The organism is Inmirania thermothiophila, assembly GCF_003751635.1.
Classification (GTDB): domain Bacteria; phylum Pseudomonadota; class Gammaproteobacteria; order DSM-100275; family DSM-100275; genus Inmirania; species Inmirania thermothiophila.
Window position 1 is genome coordinate 77317 of sequence record NZ_RJVI01000001.1, and the last position, 16702, is coordinate 94018.

The window sequence follows — 16702 nt, forward strand, 5'->3', positions numbered from 1 at the left end:
CATGCCTCCCGCAGGCCTCGGGGGCGGGGATCGTCACCGACCGCCCGCGCGCACCGGGGTCTCGCCGCCGAGATCGAGGTCGATCTCCTCCACCGCCTCCGGGGCCAGCTCGGCCACCTCCTCCTCCACCGCGCGCCGGGCCTCGTCCTCGAGCTCCGGCGCCGCCGCGGGGGGCCGGCGCCGCTCCACCGCCGGCGCCCCCTGCACCGCGGGCTCAGCGGCAGCGGTCGGCTGCGGGGCGGCCGGGGCCTCCTCGACCGCCGGCGCCGCGGGCGCGGCCTCGCTCTGCACCGCCATCTCCGCATCCTGGGGCAGGCGGAAGCCGGCCACGGAGGCGCGCAGCTCCGAGGCGAGCTCGGTGAGGTTGGCCACCGCCTGCGCCGTCTCCTGGCTGCCCGCGGCCACCTCGCGGGTGATGTCGCGGATGACGTTCATGGTGTTGGCGACGCTGGAGGCCGCGCGGGCCTGCTCCACCGAGGAGTGCGAGATGCGCTCCACCAGCCCCGCGAGCTGCCTGGACACGTCCTCGATCTCGCCCAGGGCGGCGCCCGCCTCCTCGGCGAGGCGCGCCCCCTGCACCACCCCCGCGGTGGTCTCCTCCATGGAGGCGACGGCCTCGTTGGTGTCGGCCTGGATGGCCTTGACCAGGGTCTCGATCTGCTTGGTCGCCTCCGCCGAGCGCTCGGCGAGGCGCTGCACCTCGTCGGCCACCACGGCGAAGCCGCGGCCGGCCTCGCCGGCCATGGCGGCCTGGATCGCGGCGTTGAGGGCGAGGATGTTGGTCTGGTCGGCGATGTCGTTGATGAGCCCGACGATGCTGCCGATCTCCTGGGAGCTCTCGCCGAGGCGCTTGATGCGCTTGGCGGTCTCCTGGATCTGCTCGCGCGTGGCGTCCATGCCCTCGATGGTGCGGCGCACGGTCTCGGCGCCGCGATGGGCGATGTCCACCGAACGGCGCGCCACCTCCGCCGAGGACTGGGCGTCGCGCGAGACCTGGTCGATGGAGGCGGCCATGGTCTCGATCTCGCCCGCCGCCTCCTCGATCCGGGCCGCCTGCTGCTCGCCCGCTTCGGCGAGATGGGTGGCCACCGCCCGCGTCTCCTGGGCGGCGCGGGCGACGCGCTCGGCGGTGCGGCGGATGGTGAGCACCAGCTCGCGCAGGGCCTCGATGGCGTAGTTGACGGAGTCGGCGATGGCGCCCGTGATCTCCTCCGTCACCGTCGCGTTGGTGGTGAGATCGCCGTCGGCGAGGCTCGCCATCTCATCGAGGAGGGTGAGGATGGCGTCCTGGGTGCGCCGGTTGCGCTCCTCGGCCTCGCGCGCCAGGCGCTCGCTTTCCTCGCGCTGGGCGCGCACCTGCCCCACCACCTGCACGCCGAGGAGGATCAGCAGCAGCGGGGCGAGGGCGCCGACGCCGTAGACCGCCTCCGGCCGCGACCACCAGCGCGTCCCCTCGACGTCCACGATGGCCGCGGTCAGCGCCCCGGTGGCCTCGTCGAGACGCCCGAGGGCGGCCTCCACGTCCCGCGCCGCCTCGCGCACCCGGAAGTAGTCGGGCACCGCCGCCAGGGCCTCGTCGATGCGCGCGGAGATCCCGGTGAAGGCATTGGCGAGGGCCGCCACCTCCGGGGCCGGCAGCGGGGCGATGCCCCGCGCCCTGTCGCCCTCGAGCAGGGCCTTGAGCGCCCCCTGCACCTCCTGGGCGCCGCGGGCGAGGGTGTCGGCGGCCACCACCGCGGCGGCATCGCCGCGCAGGAGGCGCCCGGCCGCGCGCTCGATGCGCTCGAGGCCCGCCAGCACCAGCGCCAGCTCGCGCATGTGCGCGCCGCCGCCGCGGCGCGCGGCCAGCTCGTCCATGAGCTTGCGGGCCCGGTCCTTGAGGGGGGGCAGCGCCCGCTCGAGCTCGGGGACGAGCCCGGCCACCGCCGCCACCGCCTCGCGCCCGGGGAGGACCACCTGCACCTGCGCGTGGAGGGCGTTCCAGCGCTCGACCAGCTGCTGCAGCTCGTCGCGCGCATCCGGGGGCACGGGGCTGACCTCGGGCAGGACCATCGCCTCCCCGGATTCGCCGTGACCGTGGCCGGCGGCCTCGCCGTCGCCGTGGGCGTGGCCGTCCCCCGCCGCCTCCTCGCCGTGGCCCAGGGCAAGGTGGCTGATGTGCTCGACCATGCGCGCCCGGGCCGCGGCCAGGCGATCGAAGGCCTCGATGTCGCCGTCGGTCGCCGCCGCCGCGAGCCGCCCGAGCTCGATGGCGGTCAGCCGCATGTCGGTGGTGTGGACCAGGTAGTCCTTCACGGTCTGCTCGAGCACGGCCTGCTGGCGGAAGAGCCAGGCCATGGCGCCGACCGAGGCCACCAGCAGCCCCACGAGGACGACATACCGGCCGACCCCTGCACGCCCGCCCGAGAGGTTGATCAGTTTCATCGCTTCTGCCCTCCGACTCCGGCGCTCCCCCGCGCCGACCCGTCCGGCCTCAGCCGGCCACGTTCAGGAAACGCTCGCTCGCCAGCAGCGCACGCACGCTCACGACCCCCCAGTAGCCGCCCTCGTGCCAGTAGGCGCGCACGAGGTAGGGCCGCACGGCGTCCCCCAGCGCCGGCAGCACCGCCGCCCGCTCCTCCTCCGGAAAATGCACCATGCCGTAGGCCTCCTCCACGAGGAGGCCGGCGCGCAGGTCACCGTGCTCGGCCGCGATCACCCGCCGGCGCGGTCCGGGCGGCGTCGGCGTGTCGTAGAGGAGTCCGTGCAGGTCCACCACCGGCAGGAGAGTGCCGCGCACGTTGCCCACTCCCAGCAGCCACGGCTTGGTGTGCGGCACCCGGGTCAGGCGCGGCGGCTCGAGGATCTCGGCCACCTCTGCGAGCGGGGCCGCCAGCCGCAGCGCCCCCAGGCGGAAGCCGAGCCCCGACCAGGTCTCCCGCTCGGCGCCCTCGAGGCGCACCGGCTCGACCCGGCCCCGGAACCGGGCCTCGGCCTCCTGCAGGAGCGCCAGCGGATCCACGGGCTCAGCCTCCGAGGACCGCGCGCACCTTGGCCAGCAGCTCGGGTTCGGTGACGGGCTTGACGATGTAGTCCTTGGCCCCCTGGCGCAGCCCCCACACCTTGTCGCTCTCCTGGCCCTTGCTGCTGACGATGATCACCGGGATGCCCGCCGTCTGCGGGTCGCGCGCGATCTGCCGGGTGGCCTGGAAGCCGTTCAGCCCCGGCATGACGATGTCCATGAGGATCAGATCCGGCCGCTGGCTGCGCGCCATCTCCACCCCCTCCTCCCCGCTGGTGGCGCTGAGGACCTCGTAGCCGTTGCGCTCCAGCATGGTGGAGATGATGTGGATCTCCGTGGGCGAGTCGTCGACGATCAGGACACGGGCCATGGGGTCTTCCCTCCTCGTCTGCCTCTGCCGCCGCTGCGGCTCACCGGCGCACGCACTGGCGCAGCACCCCCAGCAGCTCGTCCCGCGTGAACGGCTTGGTCAGGTACATGTCGGAACCGGCCACGCGGCCGCGGGCGCGGTCGAACAGCCCGTCCTTGCTCGAGAGCATGATCACGGGCGTGTCCTTGAGCATGCGGTTGTGCTTGATCAGGGCGCAGGTCTGATAGCCGTCCAGCCGCGGCATCATGATGTCGATGAAGATGACGTCCGGACGCGTCTCCACCACCTTCGCCAGGGCCTCGAAGCCGTCGTTGGCGGTCACCACCTCGCAGCCGGCCTTGCGCAGCAGGGTCTCCGCGGTGCGGCGGATGGTCTTGCTGTCGTCCACCACCATGACCTTGAGGCCCTGAAGATCGGAACCCGTGGCATCCATGGCGACCGCCATCTCCTCCCCTCGTGCGGGCACGCTGTCCGGTGAGCGCACTGTAGTGGATCGGCCAAGCTCGGACAATTCTTGAGCCCCGGCGCGCAAGCCCTTGGCAGGCGGTCCGTGGGCGTGCCGGCGGCGCCGCGGCTATAATCCGGTGCCCGACCCGCCTGCGAGGGCCTCATGTCCGCTGTCCGCACCGAGAGCGTCCCGCACCTCACCACCGCGCTCACCGGGCCGCTGCTGCACCTCGAGCGGCACCTGCTCGAGCACCAGGCCCGCATCGAGGGCTGGCTGCGCAGCCAGTGGCAGCGCACGCCGCCGCCCTTCTACGCCTCGGTGGACCTGCGCAACGCCGGCTTCAAGCTGGCGCCGGTGGACACCAACCTGTTCCCGGCGGGCTTCAACAACCTCAGCCCGGCCTTCACCCCGCTGTGCGTGCAGGCGGTGCAGGCGGCCCTCGACCGCGTCCGCCCCGAGGCCTGCCGCGTGCTCGTGGTGCCCGAGAACCACACCCGCAACGTCCATTACCTGGAGAGCCTCGCGAGCCTCGCCGCCATCATCGCCAAGGCGGGCTTCGAGGTGCGCATCGGCTCGCTCCTGCCGGAGCTCGAGGCGCCGCGGCGCATCGAGCTGCCCTCCGGGCGCACCGTGACCCTGGAGCCGGTGCGGCGGGAGGGGGCGCGGCTGCGGCTCGACGACTACCGGCCGTGCCTCGTCCTGCTCAACAACGACCTTGCGGGGGGCGAGCCCGAGCTGCTGGCGGGGCTCGAACAGCCGGTGGTGCCGCCGCCGGCGATGGGCTGGCAGCGGCGGCGCAAGTCGAGCCACTTCCGGCACTACGAGGCGGCGGCGCGGGAACTCGCCGGGCTGATCGGGCTCGATCCCTGGCTCGTCACCCCCATCTTCCGCGACTGCGGCGAGATCGACTTCATGAAGCGCGACGGCGAGGACTGCCTCGCGCGCAACACCGAGGTCCTCCTCGCCGCGGTGGAGGCCAAGTACCGCGAGTTCGGCATCGACGAGGAGCCGTTCGTGGTGGTCAAGGCCGACTCGGGCACCTACGGCATGGCGGTGATGAGCGTGCGCAGCGTCGAGGAGGTGCGCGAGCTCAACCGCCGCCAGCGCACGCGCATGGCCACCACCAAGGGCGGGCTGCCGGTGACGCGGGTGATCGTGCAGGAGGGGGTACCCACGGCCGAGACTTGGGGCGAGGCCGGGCACGTGGCCGAGCCCGTGGTCTACCTCATCGACCGCTTCGTCGTCGGCGGCTTCTACCGCGTCCACACCCGCCGCGGCCCGAGGGAGAACCTCAACGCCCCGGGGATGCACTTCGAGCCGCTCGCCTTCGCCGAGCCCTGCAACGACCCCGACCCCGCGGCCGACCCCGACGCCGGCGCCAACCGCTTCTACGCCTACGGGGTGGTGGCCCGCCTCGCCCTCGTGGCGGCGGCGCGGGAGATGGCGGAGGCGGTCTGAGGCCATGCGCCTGGGTGTGGTCATGGACCCCATCGGGTCCATCCACTTCCGCAAGGACAGCACCCTGGCCATGCTGCTCGCGGCCCGGCGCCGCGGCCACGAGCTCCTCTACATGGAGCTCGGCGACCTCTACCTGGAGGGCGCCGAGGCGCGGGCGCGCATGCGCCCACTGGAGGTCTTCGACGATCCCGCCGGCTGGTACCGCCTGGGCGAGGCCGAGGACCGGGCGCTGGCCTCGCTCGACGCCGTGCTCATGCGCAAGGACCCGCCGGTGGACCCGGACTACCTCTACGCCACCCACGTCCTCGAGCACGCCGAGCGGGCCGGCGCCTGCGTGGTCAACCGCCCGGCCGCCCTGCGCGAGGCCAACGAGAAGCTCGCCGCGCTGTGGTTCCCCGAGCTCTGCCCGCCGACGCGGGTGGCACGCGACCCGGCGCTGCTGCGCGCCTTCCTCGAACGGCACGGCGACGCCGTGGTCAAGCCGCTGGATGCCATGGGCGGGGAGTCGGTCTTCCGCGTCCGCCTCGGCGACCCCAACGTCAGCGTCATCCTCGAGACCATCACCGGCCGCGGCCGCCGCTTCGCCATGATCCAGCGCTACCTGCCGGCGATCGCCGAGGGCGACAAGCGCATCCTCCTCATCGACGGCGAACCCGTGCCCTATGCGCTGGCGCGGGTGCCGGCCCCCGGGGAGCTGCGCGGCAACCTCGCCGCCGGCGGCACCGGCGTCGGGGTCGAGCTGGGCGCGGCCGAGCGCGCCATCTGCGCCCGCGTCGGCCCTGAGCTCGCCCGCCGCGGCCTGCTCTTCGTCGGCCTCGACGTCATCGGCGACCGCCTCACCGAGGTCAACGTCACGAGCCCCACCTGCATCCGGGAGCTCGAGCGCATCTACGGCCTCGACATCGCCGGCACCCTCATCGCGCGCATCGAGGACCGGGTGGCGGGCCGTCGCGCCGCGGGAGCATGAACGCGCGCCGCCACACCCCCCCGGTGCGCCCCGAGGACCGCCTCGGTCTCATGGTCTTTCTCGCCGCCGCCCTGCACGCGGTGGTGATCCTCGGCGTCACCTTCGACCGCGAGCCCCCCGCCCGCCGCCCGCCGCTGGAGCGGCTCGAGATCACGCTGGTGCACGAGCGCAGCGAGCGCCCTCCCGAGGACGCCGAGTACCTGGCGCAGGCGGCCCAGGACGGGGGTGGGCGCGCCGAGGCGCGGCGCCGCCCGCGGGCCCCTGCGGCCACCCCGCTGGAGGTGCCGCGGCCGGGGCCGGCGCCGCAGGCGACACCGGCCGAGGCGCCGCCGCCGGCGCCGCCGCAGCGGCCGCTCATGACCGTCGAGCGGGCCCCCGACGCGCGCCCCCCGGCCCCGCGGGCGCAGCCTGAGCCCGCGCCGCAGCCCGACGCCGCACGCCTCCTGCGCCAGGCCCGCGAGATGGCGGCGCTCGCGGCCGAGATCGGCCTCACCCGCGAGGCCTTCGCGCGCAAGCCACGCCAGAAGTTCATCTCCGCCCGCACCCGCGAGTACAAGTACGCCGCCTACGAGGAGGCGTGGCGCCGCAAGGTGGAGCGCATCGGCAACCTCAACTACCCCGAGGAGGCGCGCCGCCGGGGCCTGACCGGCAGCCTCATGCTGGACGTCGCCCTGCGCCCCGACGGCACGGTGCAAGAGATCCGCCTCCTGCACTCCTCCGGCGAGCCCATCCTGGACCAGGCCGCCGAGCGCATCGTGCGCCTCGCCGCGCCCTTCGCCCCCTTCCCGCCGGAGATCCGCCGCGAGACCGACATCCTCCACATCGTCCGCACCTGGCGCTTCGAGAGCGACAACCGCCTGCGCAGCGACCGCTGAGCGGCGCCGTCCTTGACCGCCCCCGCGGCGCGGGCTGAAATGGCGGCCCATGGAGACGGCCGCCTGGATCCTCGCCGGCTATCTGCTGGGCTCGCTCTCGAGCGCCATCGTCGTCTGCCGCGCCCTCGGCCTGCCCGATCCGCGCACCCAGGGCTCGCGCAACCCCGGCGCCACCAACGTCCTGCGCATCGGCGGGCGGCGCGCGGCGGCGCTGACGCTCGCCGGGGACATGCTCAAGGGGCTCGTCCCGGTGGCGGCGGCCCGGCTCGCGGGCCTCGACCCCTTCGCGGCCTCGCTGGTGGGCCTCGCCGCCTTTCTCGGCCACCTCTACCCGGTCTTCTTCGGCTTCCAGGGCGGCAAGGGGGTGGCGACGCTGCTCGGCGTCCTGCTCGGGCTGCACCCGCTCGCGGGCCTGCTCACGGTGGGGACCTGGCTCGCCACCGCCGCCCTCTGGCGCATCTCCTCGCTGTCGGCGCTGGTGGCCTCGGCGCTGGCCCCCCTCTACACGCTGTGGGCGACGGGGGCGCCGCGCGCCGCGGGCACGGTCGCGGTCATGACCGTGCTCCTCTACTGGCGGCACCGCAGCAACATCCGCAACCTCATGGCCGGGCGCGAGGAGCCGATCCGCGGCCCCGACCGCTGAGGCTCACCCGCCGGGCGGGGCCAGCGCCTCCACCGGCCAGCGCGGGCGCGCCTCCACCTCCAGGCCCGCGGCCTCGCCCGCGGCCAGGCGCAGGCAGCCGGCGAGGGCGATCATCGCCCCGTTGTCGGTGCAGAAGGCCGGCCGCGGATAGTGGACGCGCACCCCCTCGGCCCGCGCGAGGGCGTCGAGGGCCTCGCGCAGGGCGCGGTTGGCCCCCACCCCGCCCGCCACCACGAGGCGGCGGAAGCCGGTCGCGCGCAGCGCCCGCCGGCACTTGATCACCAGCGTCTCCACCACCGCCTCCTGGAAGGCGCAGGCGATGTCGGCCCGGGTCTGCTCGTCCCCGCCGGCCTCGCGCAGGGTGTAGAGGGCGTGGGTCTTGAGGCCGCTGAAGCTGAAGTCGAGCCCGGGCCGGTCCGTCATCGGCCGCGGGAAGCGGAAGCGCCCCGGGCGGCCGCGGTCGGCGAGCGCGGCGAGCGCCGGCCCCCCGGGGTAGCCCAGCCCCAGCAGCTTCGCGGTCTTGTCGAAGGCCTCGCCGGCGGCGTCGTCGCGGCTCTCCCCGAGGAGCCGGTAGCGGCCCACGCCGGCCACCGCGAGCAGCTGCGTGTGCCCGCCCGAGACCAGCAGCGCGACGAAGGGGAAGGCGGGCGGATCGGGCTCGAGCAGGGGGGCGAGCAGGTGGCCCTCCAGATGGTGCACCGCCACCGCGGGCACCCCCAGGGACCAGGCGAGGGCGCGGCCGAAGGCGGCCCCCACCAGGAGCGCCCCGATGAGGCCCGGCCCCGCGGTGTAGGCGACCCCGTCCAGCCCCGAAGGGGACAGCCCCGCCTCGGCCAGCGCCTGGCGCACCAGCGCGGGCAGCCTCCGGACGTGATCGCGCGAGGCGAGCTCCGGCACCACCCCGCCGTAGCGGGCGTGCACCGCCGCCTGACTGTGCAGGGCCTGCGCGAGCAGGCCCCGGCCGAGCTCGTAGACCGCGACCCCGGTCTCGTCGCAGGAGGTCTCGATGCCGAGGCAGCGAAACGCGCGCTTTGCATCCACCGCAGGGCCCCGATAGAATTTCGCTTTTACCGTGTCGTGCCTTCCACTTGGAGGTGACTATACCGATGCCGACGGTACGCGTGAAAGAGAACGAGCCCTTCGACGTTGCGCTTCGCCGCTTCAAGCGGGCCTGCGAGAAGGCGGGCATCCTCACCGAGCTGCGCCGCCGCGAGTACTACGAGAAGCCCACCGAGGCGCGCAAGCGCAAGCGTGCCGCGGCCATCAAGCGCTACCTCAAGAAGCTTGCGCGCGAGCAGAAGCGGCTCGAGCGCCTGTACTGACCCGATGAGCGCCTCGGCCGTCCGCGCCCGCATCGAGCACGACATGAAGGCCGCCCTCAAGGGCGGCGACAAGCGCCGCCTCGGGGCGTTGCGGCTGATGCTGGCGGCGATCCAGCAGCGCGAGATCGACGCCCGCACGCGCCTCGACGACGCGGGGGTGATGGCGGTGCTGGACAAGATGGCCAAGCAGCGCCGCGACGCCGAGGCGCAGTACCGGGAGGCCGGGCGCGAGGACCTCGCCGAGCAGGAGCGGTTCGAGCTCGCGGTCATCGCCGATTACCTGCCGGAGCCGCTCTCGGGCGAGGCGCTCGATCGCCTGGTGGAGGCCGCGGTGGCCGAGGCCGGGGCCGCCTCCATGCGCGACATGGGCCGGGTGATGGCGCTGCTGCGCCCGCAGGTGCAGGGTCGCGCCGACATGGGCGAGGTCAGCGCGCGGGTCAAGGCGCGCCTCGGCGGCTGAGCCCGCGGCCCCGGCCGACGGGGCATCGATGGGCGGGCGCATCCCCCGCAGCTTCATCCGGGAACTGCTCGATCGCGTCGACATCGTCGACGTGATCCAGGACCACGTGCCGCTGCGCAAGGCCGGCCGCGACTACACCGCCCGCTGCCCCTTCCACGAGGAGCGCACCCCCTCCTTCACCGTGAGCCCCGCCAAGCAGTTCTTCCACTGCTTCGGCTGCGGCGCCCACGGTAACGCCATCGACTTCCTCATGCGCCACCAGCGCCTGGAGTTCCCGGAGGCGGTGGAGCAGCTCGCCGCCCGCGCCGGCCTCGAGGTGCCCCGCGAGGGCGGGCGGGCACCGCGCCGGGACGCCGGCCTCGAGGCGCTGCGGGACCTGCTCGAGGAGGTGAGCGCCCACTACCGGCGCCAGCTCCGCGAGCACCCGGCGGCGCCGCGGGCGGTGGCCTACCTGCGCGGGCGCGGGCTCGACGGCGCCGTCGCCGCCCGCTTCGGCCTCGGCTACGCCCCGCCGGGATGGGACGGGCTGCTGCGCGCCTTCGCCGGCCGGGAGGCGCTCCTCGTGCGCGCGGGGCTCGTGGTGGAGCGCGAGGACGGGCGCCGCCACGACCGCTTCCGCGACCGCATCATGTTTCCCATCCGCGACGTGCGCGGCCGCGTCGTCGGCTTCGGCGGCCGCGCCCTCGGCGAGGCCACGCCCAAGTACCTCAACAGCCCCGAGACCCCGCTCTTCCACAAGGGCAGGCTGCTCTACGGCCTGCACGAGGCCCTCGCCGCCGAGGCCCGCCCGCCGCGGCTGCTGGTGGTGGAGGGCTACATGGACGTCATCGCCCTCGCCCAGGCCGGACTGCCGTGGGCGGTGGCCACCCTCGGCACCGCCACCACCGCCGAGCACCTGGCGGCCCTCTTCCGCCACACGCGGGAGGTGGTCTTCTGCTTCGACGGCGATGCCGCCGGCCGGCGCGCCGCCTGGCACGCCCTCGAGACCGCGCTGCCCTTCCTCGAGGGCGACCGGGAGGTCCGCTTCCTGGTCCTGCCCGCTGGCGAGGATCCCGACACCCTCGTGCGGCGCGAGGGCCGCGAGCGCTTCGAGGCACGGGTGGTGCACGCGACCCCCCTCTCCCGCCACCTCCTCGACGGCCTCGCCCGCGGCCTCGACCTCGCCGCCATCGAGGGGCGCGCGCGCCTGGCCGCCGCCGCCCGCCCCCTGCTGCGGCGCATCCCGCCGGGCTTCTACCGCGACCTGCTCGCGGCGGAGCTGGCGCGCCGCACCGGCCTTGCGCTCGAGGACGAGGAGGCGGCGCCGGCGCCGCCGCGGCCCCGCGGCATCGCCGACCCGCGCCGCCGCCCGGTGCGCCTCGCCATCGCGCTCCTCCTCGAGCAGCCGGCCCTGGCCCGCGATGCGCCCGATCCCGCGCCCTGGCGGGCCCTCGACCTGCCGGGCATCGGCCTGCTCTGCGAGCTCGTTGAACTCCTGCGCGCCGACCCCCATCTAACCACCGGCGCCGTCCTGGAGCATTTCCGCGGGCGCGAGGAGGCCGAGATCCTGGCCCGCATCGCGGCATGGGAACACGGCGTCCCGGCGGCGGGGGCGCGCGCCGAACTGGAGGCCGTCCTCGCCCGCCTCGAGGCGCAGGCGCGCAGCGCCCGCCAGCGCCTGCTCACGGAACGCTACGAGCGCGGCGAGGCCACCCCGGCGGAGGTGGCGGAGCTGCGCGCACTCCTCACCGGAGCGGGCCGGCGCGACGAAACTTCGTGACAGGGGCAGGATCCGACTATAATGGGCGGTTCATGTTTTCCGGCCTTCGGCCGACACGAGGCCCAGGCGCAGGCACGGTGCAGGTGACTATGGACCGGGAAGAGCAGAAGAGCGAGCTCAAGCGGCTGATCGCCCGCGGCAAGGAGCAGGGCTACCTGACCTTTGCCGAGGTCAACGACCATCTGCCCGAGGACATCGTCGACCCGGAGCAGATCGAGGACATCATCGGGATGATCAACGACATGGGGATCGAGGTCCACGAGACCCCGCCCGATCCCGACGCGTTGATCCTCTCCGATGCGGTCACCGACGAGGAGGCGGCGGAGGAGGCGGCGGCGACGCTCGCCAGCGTCGATGCCGAGTTCGGCCGCACCACCGATCCGGTGCGGATGTACATGCGCGAGATGGGTTCGGTGGAGCTGCTCACGCGTGAGGGCGAGATCGAGATCGCCAAGCGCATCGACGAGGGGCTGCGCCAGGTCCGCCAGGCCCTCGCCGACTACCCGGGGTCGAGCGCGCTGCTGCTCGCCGACTACGAGCGGGTGGAGCGTGGCGAGATGCGCCTCAACGAGCTCATCGCGGGCTTCATCCGCCCCGAGGACGAGAGCGACGAGATCGCGGAGCCGGTGCGTCCCGGCGAGTGCGAGGCCGCGGACGACGACGGGGACGAGGAGTCTGCCGAGGAGGCGGAGGCACCCGCCCCGAACGGACCCGATCCCGACGAGGCCCGCCAGCGCTTCGCGCGCCTGCGCGAGCTCTACGAGCGGGTGGTCGCCGCCCACCGGCGCGCCCGGGGCAAGCGCATCGCCGCGGGCAAGGCGCAGGAGGAGCTCGCCGCCTGCTTCATGGAGTTCAAGCTTGCGCCCGCCGAGCTCGACCGCCTGGTCGCCAACCTGCGCGGCGTCGTCGAGCGCATCCGCGAGCACGAGCGGCAGATCATGCGCCTGGTGGTGAACGAGGCCGGCATGCCGCGCAAGGACTTCATCGCGGAGTTCCCCGCCAACGCCACCAACGCGGAATGGCTGGACAAGCTCGTCCGCGCCAAGCGCAAGTATTCCTCCGGGATCCGCGCCCGGCGCGAGGAGATCGAGAAGCTGCAGGCGCGCCTCGCCGCCATCGAGGCCGAGGCCGGCATGCCCATCGCCGAGATCAAGGAGATCAACCGCCGCATGTCCATCGGCGAGGCCAAGGCGCGGCGGGCCAAGAAGGAGATGGTGGAGGCGAACCTGCGCCTCGTGATCTCCATCGCCAAGAAGTACACCAACCGCGGGCTGCAGTTCCTGGACCTGATCCAGGAGGGCAACATCGGCCTCATGAAAGCGGTGGACAAGTTCGAGTACCGCCGCGGCTACAAGTTCTCCACCTACGCCACGTGGTGGATCCGCCAGGCCATCACGCGCTCCATCGCCGACCAGGCGCGCACCATCCGCATCCCGGTGCACATGATCGAGACCATCAACAAGCTCAACCGGGTGGCGCGCCAGATGCTCCAGGAGATGGGCCGCGAGCCCACCCCGGAGGAGCTGGCCGAGCGCATGGACATGCCCGAGGACAAGGTGCGCAAGGTGCTCAAGATCGCCAAGGAGCCGATCTCCATGGAGACGCCCATCGGCGACGACGAGGACTCGCACCTCGGCGACTTCATCGAGGACACCTCGGTGCCCTCGCCGCTGGAGGTGGCCACCATCGAGAGCCTGCGCGAGGCCACCCGCAGCGTGCTGGCCACGCTCACGCCGCGCGAGGCCAAGGTGCTGCGCATGCGCTTCGGCATCGACATGAACACCGACCACACCCTCGAGGAGGTCGGAAAGCAGTTCGACGTCACCCGCGAGCGCATCCGCCAGATCGAGGCCAAGGCCCTGCGCAAGCTGCGGCATCCGGCGCGCTCGGAGCCCCTGCGCAGCTTCCTCGACGCCGACTGAGGCGGGGCACCGCGGGCGCCGCCCGCAGGCTACAATGGGGCGCCGCCGCAAGGGCGGCGCCCCGTCCGTTTCCGGGCCTGTAGCTCAGCGGTCAGAGCAGGTGGCTCATAACCACTCGGTCGCAGGTTCGAATCCTGCCGGGCCCACACTCCGCCCTCCCCCATGGGGAGTCGACATCCGCTCCGGACGGTCTATGAATCAAGGAAGGCGCGAGCCTGCCGATTCAGCCGACGAAGGGAGGAGCCGATGGCGACACGCCCCGCCGGGAACCTGATCCTCGAGCCCACCGCCACCGCCCAGTGGCACAAGCTGGTGCGCGACGCCCAGGCGGCCTGCGGCTGCAGCCTCGAGGAGGAGCTCGAGAGCTACCTGACCTTCCTCCTCATGCGCTTCGTCGAGCGGCCCGACATGGCCGCGGCCGTGCTCGCGGTGGAATACCTCGACGGGCTCGTCTCCGCGGGGCGCCTGCGCCGCGAGCGGCTCCGCGACGTGGGCGACAAGTGCCTGCTCTACTCCGGCCTGTTCCCGCGCCGCGCCCAGCGCAAGCGGGTGCGCGTGGGCTACTTCGTCCGCCTCGGCACCAGCGCCTACCGGCAGCTCGCCGACGGCGCGCGCCCGGGCGAGGCGGCCCTGTTCGGGCGCCTGGCGGAGGGCTTCGTGGCGATGATGGACGTGCTCCAGTCGATGCGCAGCGACGAGCGCCTCGACCCCCTCGCCGCGCACGAGCTCTGGGCCGACACCGGCAGTCCCCGCGCGCGCCGGCGCCTGTCCGAGCTGACGGCGGCGACGCCGCTTGCGGGGCCCGCCGGCGCGGGCCCGCACCGCCACTGACAATCCCCGCGCGAACAAGGGGTTGGAGCCCGGCACGGTACCCCTGCCGGGCTCCCTCTGTTATCCTTGCCGCCCCGACGAACGGACCGCACACGCCATGCCCCAGCCCCAGCGCAAGGCCGTCGCCCTCATCTCCGGCGGGCTCGACTCGATGCTCGCCGCGCGCCTGATCCTCGACCAGGGGATCCACGTCGAGGGCATCAACTTCTTCACCGGCTTCTGCGTCGAGGGGCACACCCACGCCATACGCAAGCGCGACCGCGCCCGCCCCAAGCGCAACAACGCGCTGTGGGTGGCCGAGCAGCTGGGCATCCGCCTGCACATCATCGACGTCTCCGAGCCCTACAAGGAGGTGCTGCTGAATCCGCGCCACGGCTACGGGGCCAACCTCAACCCCTGCCTCGACTGCAAGGTCTTCATGGTGCGCAAGGCCCTGGAGTGGATGGAGGCGAACGGCTTCGACTTCGTCATCACCGGCGAGGTGCTGGGCCAGCGCCCCATGTCCCAGCGCCGCGACACCTTCCCCGTGGTGGCGCGCGAGTCGGGGGCCCACGACCGGCTCCTGCGCCCGCTGTGCGCCAAGCTCCTGCCCCCCACCCTGCCCGAGCGCGAGGGCTGGGTCGACCGCGAGCGTCTCCTGGACCTCTCGGGGCGCAGCCGCAAGCGCCAGATCGAGCTCGCCCACCGCTACGGCCTGCACGACTTCGCCCAGCCCGCGGGCGGCTGCTGCTTCCTCACCGACGCCGCCTATTCGGCCAAGCTCGCCGATCTCTGGCGCGCCCGCGGGCGGCGCGATTACACCCTGGACGACATCATGCTGCTCAAGGTGGGCCGGCACATCCGCCCGCGGCCGCACTTCAAGCTCATCGTCGCCCGGGAGGAGGGCGAGAACCGCTTCCTCGAGGGCTACCGCCGGCGCTTCACCCACCTCTACACGGTGAGCCACAAGGGCCCCTTGACCCTGCTCGACGGCGAGGCCTCGGAGGCGGACCTGGAGCTTGCCGCCCGCATCACCGCGCGCTTCAGCCAGGGCCGCGACGCCGAGCGGGTGGAGGTGGAGGTGGTGGAGCGCGCGGGCGGCAGCCGCCGCCTCACGGTGGCCCCCATGGGGCGGGACGAGATCCCGCAGGGGTGGTACGTGTGACGCGCAGACGACTGGACGCGCGGGGCCTGCTCTGCCCCATGCCGGTGATCCGCACCCAGGAGCGGGTGCGCGAGATGGCCCCGGGGGAGGAGCTGGAGGTGCTCTGCACCGACCCAGGCGCCCTCGCCGACATCCCCGCCTGGTGCCGCATCCACGGCCACGAGGTGGTGGAGACCGAGCAGGGACGCGACATCGTCCGCATCGTGGTGCGGGTGGGCGGCGGTGGCGGCTGACGCGACGACGGCGGCCCACGCCGCCGAGGACGAGGCGCGGCACCGCGCCACCCGGCGCGCCACCGTCATCGGCGCCGTCGTCAACGTGGTGCTCGCGGCGGTGAAGCTCGTCGCCGGCCTCCTCGGCCACTCGGCGGCGCTGGTGGCCGACGCCGTCCACTCCCTGTCCGACCTCGCCAGCGACGCCGTCGTCCTCTACGCCTCACGCGAGGGCAGCCGCGCCGCCGACGCCGAGCACCCCTACGGCCACGCCCGCATCGAGACCGTCGCCACCGTCGCCGTCGGCGGGCTCCTCATCGGGGTCGCGGCGGGGATCCTGTGGGACGCCGCGGAGCGGCTGCTGGACCCGCAGCGGCTCCTGCGTCCCGGGGCCCTGGCGCTCGCCGCCGCCGCCCTCTCCGTGATCGCCAAGGAGGCCCTCTATCAGTACACGGTCCTCGTCGCCCGCCGGGTGCAGTCGGATCTGCTCCGCGCCAACGCCTGGCACCACCGCAGCGACGCCGTCTCTTCGGTGGTGGTCCTGCTCGGCATCGGCGGGGTCATGCTGGGGATCGAGAGCCTCGACGCCGTCGCCGCCGTCGCGGTCGCCCTCATGATCGCCAAGGTGGGCTGGGAACTCGCCGCCGGCGGCGTGCGCGAGCTCATCGACACCGGCCTCGAGCCCGAGCGGGTGCGCGAGATCCGCCGCGTGATCCTCGGCACCGACGGGGTGCGTACCCTGCACATGCTGCGCACCCGCCGCATGGGCCCGCATGCCCTGGTGGACGTCCACATCCTCGTGGACCCCCGCGTCAGCGTCTCGGAGGGCCACCAGATCGGCGAGACCGTGCGCGCGCGTCTCATGGAGGCGCTGCCCGAGGTGCGCGACGTGACCGTCCACGTGGACCCCGAGGACGACACCGGCGGCAACCCCTCCGAGGGGCTGCCCCTGCGCGGGGAGGTGCTCGCGCGGCTGGAGCGGCGCTGGCGGCATATCCCCGAGGCGGCGCGGATCGAGGAGGTCACCCTCCACTACCTCGAGGGCCGCATCCACGTCGACGTGGTGCTGCCGCTCGCGGCCGCCGCCGACCCCGAGGCCACCGCGCGCGCCCTGCGCGAGGCGGCGGCGGGGCTGACGGAGATCGGTGAGGTGCGCGTGCATTTTCGCTGACGCACCAAACCGGTGCATCGGGGGCCCGCTTTGCGCCCCATGATGGTGCACCGGGGGCGCACGGACCGGCCCCCATCGGGGCGCCGAAAGCTGGCATGTTTCGTGCTTGCAGTGAAGGG

At 73.9% G+C, this 16702-nt stretch carries 17 protein-coding genes and 1 tRNA gene; 13 read left to right on the forward strand and 5 right to left on the reverse strand.

Translation table 11 applies throughout. From position 1 onward, the window contains the following. Window positions 1-33 precede the first annotated feature (33 nt). The 4 genes from EDC57_RS00340 to EDC57_RS00355 are packed head-to-tail and all read right to left on the reverse strand — an operon-like array spanning window position 34 to window position 3816. A complete protein-coding gene (locus EDC57_RS00340; RefSeq protein ID WP_123399129.1) occupies window positions 34-2424 on the reverse strand; it encodes a methyl-accepting chemotaxis protein in 2391 nt (796 codons plus the stop codon). Between the two features lie 49 nt (window positions 2425-2473). Next, window positions 2474-3001: a chemotaxis protein CheW gene (locus tag EDC57_RS00345; RefSeq protein ID WP_123399131.1), complete on the reverse strand. Its 528-nt coding sequence runs from the start codon at window positions 2999-3001 to the stop codon at window positions 2474-2476. Window positions 3002-3005: 4 nt separating this feature from the next. After that, window positions 3006-3371: a response regulator transcription factor gene (locus EDC57_RS00350; RefSeq protein ID WP_123399134.1), complete on the reverse strand. Its 366-nt coding sequence runs from the start codon at window positions 3369-3371 to the stop codon at window positions 3006-3008. A gap of 40 nt (window positions 3372-3411) precedes the next feature. Further along, on the reverse strand, window positions 3412-3816 hold the full coding sequence (locus EDC57_RS00355) for a response regulator (protein WP_123399136.1): 405 nt from the start codon (window positions 3814-3816) through the stop codon (window positions 3412-3414). A 165-nt stretch (window positions 3817-3981) separates the two neighbouring features. On the opposite strand from EDC57_RS00355, the gene gshA reads away from it, so the two are divergent. The 4 genes from gshA to plsY are packed head-to-tail and all read left to right on the forward strand — an operon-like array spanning window position 3982 to window position 7762. Continuing rightward, window positions 3982-5277, forward strand: coding sequence for a glutamate--cysteine ligase (gshA, locus tag EDC57_RS00360; protein WP_123399138.1), 1296 nt, complete (start codon window positions 3982-3984; stop codon window positions 5275-5277). A gap of 4 nt (window positions 5278-5281) precedes the next feature. Next, the gene (gene gshB / locus EDC57_RS00365) at window positions 5282-6244 is read left to right on the forward strand and encodes a glutathione synthase (RefSeq protein WP_123399139.1); all 963 of its coding nucleotides are present in this window, start codon (window positions 5282-5284) and stop codon (window positions 6242-6244) included. After that, window positions 6241-7119 (forward strand): energy transducer TonB, encoded by an 879-nt coding sequence (locus EDC57_RS00370; protein ID WP_123399141.1) that lies wholly within the window; start codon window positions 6241-6243, stop codon window positions 7117-7119. The genes gshB and EDC57_RS00370 overlap by 4 nt, the downstream gene beginning before the upstream one ends. A 49-nt stretch (window positions 7120-7168) precedes the next feature. Further along, a complete protein-coding gene (gene plsY / locus EDC57_RS00375; protein WP_123399143.1) occupies window positions 7169-7762 on the forward strand; it encodes a glycerol-3-phosphate 1-O-acyltransferase PlsY in 594 nt (197 codons plus the stop codon). Window positions 7763-7765: 3 nt separating this feature from the next. Here plsY and tsaD read toward each other — a convergent pair whose 3' ends face one another. Continuing rightward, window positions 7766-8803 carry a tRNA (adenosine(37)-N6)-threonylcarbamoyltransferase complex transferase subunit TsaD gene (tsaD, locus tag EDC57_RS00380; protein ID WP_123399145.1) on the reverse strand — a complete coding sequence of 346 codons (1038 nt, stop codon included), beginning with the start codon at window positions 8801-8803 and terminating at the stop codon, window positions 7766-7768. A gap of 65 nt (window positions 8804-8868) precedes the next feature. Here tsaD and rpsU point away from each other — a divergent pair, with 65 nt between their 5' ends. The 9 genes from rpsU to EDC57_RS00425 all read left to right on the forward strand — a co-directional run bounded on the left by rpsU (window position 8869) and on the right by EDC57_RS00425 (window position 16583). Continuing rightward, window positions 8869-9084 carry a 30S ribosomal protein S21 gene (gene rpsU / locus EDC57_RS00385; RefSeq protein WP_123399147.1) on the forward strand — a complete coding sequence of 72 codons (216 nt, stop codon included), beginning with the start codon at window positions 8869-8871 and terminating at the stop codon, window positions 9082-9084. Window positions 9085-9088: 4 nt separating this feature from the next. Beyond that, the gene (locus tag EDC57_RS00390; protein ID WP_123399149.1) at window positions 9089-9544 is read left to right on the forward strand and encodes a GatB/YqeY domain-containing protein; all 456 of its coding nucleotides are present in this window, start codon (window positions 9089-9091) and stop codon (window positions 9542-9544) included. Window positions 9545-9572: 28 nt separating this feature from the next. After that, a complete protein-coding gene (dnaG, locus tag EDC57_RS00395; protein WP_123399151.1) occupies window positions 9573-11303 on the forward strand; it encodes a DNA primase in 1731 nt (576 codons plus the stop codon). An 89-nt stretch (window positions 11304-11392) separates the two neighbouring features. After that, window positions 11393-13225, forward strand: coding sequence for an RNA polymerase sigma factor RpoD (rpoD, locus tag EDC57_RS00400; protein ID WP_123399153.1), 1833 nt, complete (start codon window positions 11393-11395; stop codon window positions 13223-13225). A gap of 73 nt (window positions 13226-13298) precedes the next feature. Beyond that, window positions 13299-13371, forward strand: a tRNA-Ile gene (locus EDC57_RS00405). 100 nt (window positions 13372-13471) lie between these two features. Then, window positions 13472-14056 carry a hypothetical protein gene (locus tag EDC57_RS00410; protein WP_123399155.1) on the forward strand — a complete coding sequence of 195 codons (585 nt, stop codon included), beginning with the start codon at window positions 13472-13474 and terminating at the stop codon, window positions 14054-14056. 97 nt (window positions 14057-14153) lie between these two features. Then, the gene (locus tag EDC57_RS00415) at window positions 14154-15200 is read left to right on the forward strand and encodes a tRNA (5-methylaminomethyl-2-thiouridylate)-methyltransferase (RefSeq protein WP_123399157.1); all 1047 of its coding nucleotides are present in this window, start codon (window positions 14154-14156) and stop codon (window positions 15198-15200) included. Next, complete coding sequence (locus EDC57_RS00420) at window positions 15197-15433, forward strand: sulfurtransferase TusA family protein (RefSeq protein ID WP_123399159.1); 237 nt, start codon at window positions 15197-15199, stop codon at window positions 15431-15433. The genes EDC57_RS00415 and EDC57_RS00420 overlap by 4 nt, the downstream gene beginning before the upstream one ends. After that, a complete protein-coding gene (locus tag EDC57_RS00425) occupies window positions 15423-16583 on the forward strand; it encodes a cation diffusion facilitator family transporter (protein ID WP_123399161.1) in 1161 nt (386 codons plus the stop codon). Before EDC57_RS00420 ends, EDC57_RS00425 begins: the two co-directional genes overlap by 11 nt. Window positions 16584-16702 lie beyond the last annotated feature (119 nt).

Coding starts and splice junctions, on each gene's coding strand:
- gshB (WP_123399139.1), top strand. CDS start 5,282: ATGCGCCTGGGTGTGGTCATGGACCCCATCGGGTCCATCCACTTCCGC.
- EDC57_RS00390 (WP_123399149.1), top strand. CDS start 9,089: ATGAGCGCCTCGGCCGTCCGCGCCCGCATCGAGCACGACATGAAGGCC.
- EDC57_RS00370 (WP_123399141.1), top strand. CDS start 6,241: ATGAACGCGCGCCGCCACACCCCCCCGGTGCGCCCCGAGGACCGCCTC.
- EDC57_RS00355 (WP_123399136.1), bottom strand. CDS start 3,816: ATGGCGGTCGCCATGGATGCCACGGGTTCCGATCTTCAGGGCCTCAAG.
- rpoD (WP_123399153.1), top strand. CDS start 11,393: ATGGACCGGGAAGAGCAGAAGAGCGAGCTCAAGCGGCTGATCGCCCGC.
- EDC57_RS00415 (WP_123399157.1), top strand. CDS start 14,154: ATGCCCCAGCCCCAGCGCAAGGCCGTCGCCCTCATCTCCGGCGGGCTC.
- EDC57_RS00340 (WP_123399129.1), bottom strand. CDS start 2,424: ATGAAACTGATCAACCTCTCGGGCGGGCGTGCAGGGGTCGGCCGGTAT.
- rpsU (WP_123399147.1), top strand. CDS start 8,869: ATGCCGACGGTACGCGTGAAAGAGAACGAGCCCTTCGACGTTGCGCTT.
- EDC57_RS00350 (WP_123399134.1), bottom strand. CDS start 3,371: ATGGCCCGTGTCCTGATCGTCGACGACTCGCCCACGGAGATCCACATC.
- dnaG (WP_123399151.1), top strand. CDS start 9,573: ATGGGCGGGCGCATCCCCCGCAGCTTCATCCGGGAACTGCTCGATCGC.
- plsY (WP_123399143.1), top strand. CDS start 7,169: ATGGAGACGGCCGCCTGGATCCTCGCCGGCTATCTGCTGGGCTCGCTC.
- gshA (WP_123399138.1), top strand. CDS start 3,982: ATGTCCGCTGTCCGCACCGAGAGCGTCCCGCACCTCACCACCGCGCTC.
- EDC57_RS00410 (WP_123399155.1), top strand. CDS start 13,472: ATGGCGACACGCCCCGCCGGGAACCTGATCCTCGAGCCCACCGCCACC.